2 protein-coding genes are annotated in these 3,596 nt (G+C 52.9%); both read right to left on the minus strand.

Going from position 1 to position 3,596, the window contains the following annotated elements; translation table 11 throughout:
- Positions 1 to 152: 152 nt before the first annotated feature.
- Positions 153 to 770, minus strand: coding sequence for an invasion associated locus B family protein (locus ACBR42_RS16725; protein ID WP_165927372.1), 618 nt, complete (start codon positions 768 to 770; stop codon positions 153 to 155).
- Positions 771 to 821: 51 nt separating this feature from the next.
- Positions 822 to 3,596: autotransporter domain-containing protein (locus ACBR42_RS16730; RefSeq protein ID WP_371208785.1), on the minus strand; the 2,775-nt coding region annotated here is incomplete at its 5' end.

The following is a 3,596-nucleotide window of genomic DNA, read 5'->3' on the forward strand; positions in this document are numbered from 1 at the left end:
GACAATGAAATGCGCCATATCGTCCGCCGGAAGCCACGACTTCAGATCAGGCGGCAGAAGATACGGCTGAGATCGGTCAAAGGGAATGAAGCGGCTCATCCCAACATACTATACCCTCGCCGCTTCAAGGGGTACCCCAACCCGACAGGCTGCTAGTTTGTGCTTGAAGAAAGGGATGTGATACGTGCCATGGCTTCTGTCAAACCTTTGCTGAAGACTGGTAAGTCAACAGAGTGATTATCGAGAGAACTTGCCTTGACCTCCAGTTTTTTTGCTGACTGTAGTTGAAGCATCTGTTGACGTGTAAAATTAACCGGCACCAGACAACCGCCTGAGACACAGGTGCTGAAGGAAACCTGTGCAACAACTGGCTTAGAGTCAGCGAAAATACTCACGCCTTTTGATAGAGACAGTCCAAAAGGTAGAATGATCACTCCCGATACGTGATCACCATTTGGCATCAATTGTACGCTCAAGATTCTCTGATGTGTCTTACCGTCGGATTGTTGTTGAGCCACTGCACAACGCCCCCCTGACGTCGTATTCTGGCATAGTACCACCCAATCTTGGTAAGTCTCGTTCAGGGATGAAGCTCCGTTCGGCAAGATATAATGCGCACCTTGCTGGGACATGGCAGCAACATTCACGGTTTTGCGCAGATCTGGTGTCCCGGCAGAGGCATGACTCTCAACGGAATGCATGCTCCAGAACCCAACTACAGCTGCAGCAGCAACCGGTATAGGAAAAACAATACCGAGAATTTTTTTCATATGCTTCTCCATTTTGAGGAACTTAGAGAAGTCCCTAGATAACAGTAAAATTTAGTACTTATATGTAATGCGAAATCTTACACCATTGTCGATCGCCTGAACGCCATATTGACCAACGTAGGACAATCCCATGTCTAAACGATCACTTGCCTTGATACTGAATCCGGCATTTACGACCGCTGAATCTGCCGCAAGCGGAACGCCTGCAATATCCATATCGCCCGCTCCGGCTGCCGCAAAGATCTCATGAGTCGTGGGGATCGTAAGGCCAAAACCATGACGATAACCCACCATGATATGCGGCGTAATGAACGTATTGCCGCTTCTCATAGTCTGGGAAGCTCGGAAGCCAAAAGTTGAGAATGTCACACCGGTATCAGTTTTTCTGCCATCCAGAGCATCGGGACCACCATGCTCATGGAAGGCATTAGTCATCATGTTGACGTAGGCAACACGTGCAAACGGCTCAACCACTATGGTTTTACTACGAATCTTATAGCCTAGTTCACCAAAGCCCTGCGACGTTCCTCCAAGATAGCTGCTGGACAAACGGTTACCTTGGTACCCGTCAAACATGACGGTTCGACGGGTGTTCATCATATTCCAAGTATAGCTCGCTCCAAGGCTGAGATATAGATTTCCCCAGTGATTACCACCATACACTCCAAGCGTAACATTGTTGCTCTGCCCAGAAGAGTCCCGTCCACTGCTTGTTGTGTAGGTAGAGCTTCCATATCCAACCAGAGCACCAACCCGTCCGGTTTCAAAAACCGGCGTGTCCACGCCCATGATAAAGCCGGCTGTAGTATGGTTCATGGTTGCGGCATTACCATTACCAAAATTTCGACCGAGGCTTCCGTAAGCTTCTCCCCAGAAAACAGCACGATCAGAATAGCATCTTCCATCGTCCCGCTTCTTGTTTGCAGCTGCTGTCCGGATCGTATTATCGACATAAGAACCGTCACAATCCGCGAAAGCCAGACGATCAAGCGCGGCTTCACGGACAAAAAACGCATCCTCGATCATGGCCGTTCGAGCCGAAGCGTGAATTTCACCCGATAGTGCATCAAGTGCCTTGCGGGCATCAGCACCATTCAGTTGCTCCATGGCTTGAACTACAGGATTTCCTGCCGGAAGATGATCCATACCCCGACCGGTTTCGTGTTGATTGCGCGTATCGCCGGGTTCCGAGAAGCTCGTATTGTTTCTCTGCAAGAGAATATCAACATCATTTGCCGTATAAAATAGAGATGGAGAAAGAAATGTATAAGAGTTAGTGAGATTTGTATTAAGAGAATCATACCTTCCAGAAACACCACCTCCTGACGTCAGCAAATTATAAGCCTGACCATATTTTATATTTCCACCATTAGATACTTCAAAAGTGACCATTCCCCCGGAAATAGTTGTTCTTCCTGTTACTTTTACAAGATCGCTATTTAGCAAACTATAATTTTTATTATTAACAGAAATAATAGAGCCGGTTTCAGAGGCCGTGCCGCCTGCGGACAGGACGGAACCGGAAGACATCGCCAGATCACCATTTACATTCAGGGTGCCAATAGAGCCACTGCCAGCAGGAGAGATAGTGCCACCCGAAACAACGGTCGTGCTACCAACAGTCCCTGTTCCTGACAATGTAGCACCATTATTCACCGTAACAGTTGAGTTGGAAAGTAGACCATCCACCGAAAGTGTACCGGCGTCGACATCGGTCGCCCCTGTAAATCCGGTGTTATCACGATCAATATTTACCAGACCACTACCGGTTTTGGTAAATGAGCCGTCCCCCTCTATCACGTTGGCAAGTGTGCCGTCTGTGTCCTGATCCACAGTGAAGGCTGCATGGTTCACAATGTTGCCAGAACCAAAGCTTGATGTGGTTCCAACCAGCGTGCCACCACTGACCGTTGTCACACCTGTGTAGGTGTTCGCACCTGTCAGGATGGTTGTTCCTGCGCCCTTCTGGATCAGGCTACCCGTGCCATCAATGGTCTGGGACAGCGTCAGCGTGTTACTGCGATCAGCAACCAGCGTGCCATTGTCGTGGATCGCCGAGCTGTCAGCGACATCACCCGTTGTCCCGCCATTGCCCAGCTGCAGCGTGCCACCACTGACCGTTGTCGCACCTGTGTAGGTGTTCGTGCCCGTCAGCGTCTCGGTGCCACCGGAAACCGTCAGCCCGCCCTGGCCCGAAGCCACACCGGAATACGTGTCCTTGGCGTTGGCTAGGGTCAGGGTTCCGTCCAGCGTGCCGTTGCCAGCTCCCGCCAGGGAGCCGGCTGTTGCATTGTTGCTGGTGACGTCGAACGTGCCGCCATTGGCAGCCAGCGTGCCTGTGATGGTGTCGCCGTCCAGCGTCAGCGTGCCGTTACTGTTGGTGACGTCGCCCGAGACCGTATTGCCCGCACCCAGCGTCATCGTGCCGCTGTTCACCGCACTGGCCAGCGTGCCACCCGTCGCGGAGAAGGTCGCGCCCGCGGCGTTGGTCGCCGCACCCGCCGTGCTGTCGTCCAGCGTTGCTGTGCCGGCCGTATTGTCGATCGCGGCAAAGGTGGCGTTCTCGCCGCTCAGCGTGCCGCTGTTGGTGGTCGTGCCACCCACCGTGCCGCCATTGACATCCGTCGTGCCGGCCGTGGTCAGCGTGCCGGCCACCGAGCCCGGAAGATCCAGACCCGCACCCGAGGCCACAGACGTGTCACCTGTGTAGGTGTTCGTGCCCGTCAGCGTCTCGGTGCCACCGGAAACCGTCAGCCCGCCCTGGCCCGAAGCCACACCGGAATACGTGTCCTTGGCGTTGGCCAGGGTCAGGGTTCCGTCCAGCGT

The sequence above is a fragment of the Komagataeibacter sp. SM21 genome (genome assembly GCF_041402665.1).
GTDB classification, from domain to species: Bacteria; Pseudomonadota; Alphaproteobacteria; order Acetobacterales; family Acetobacteraceae; genus Komagataeibacter; species Komagataeibacter saccharivorans.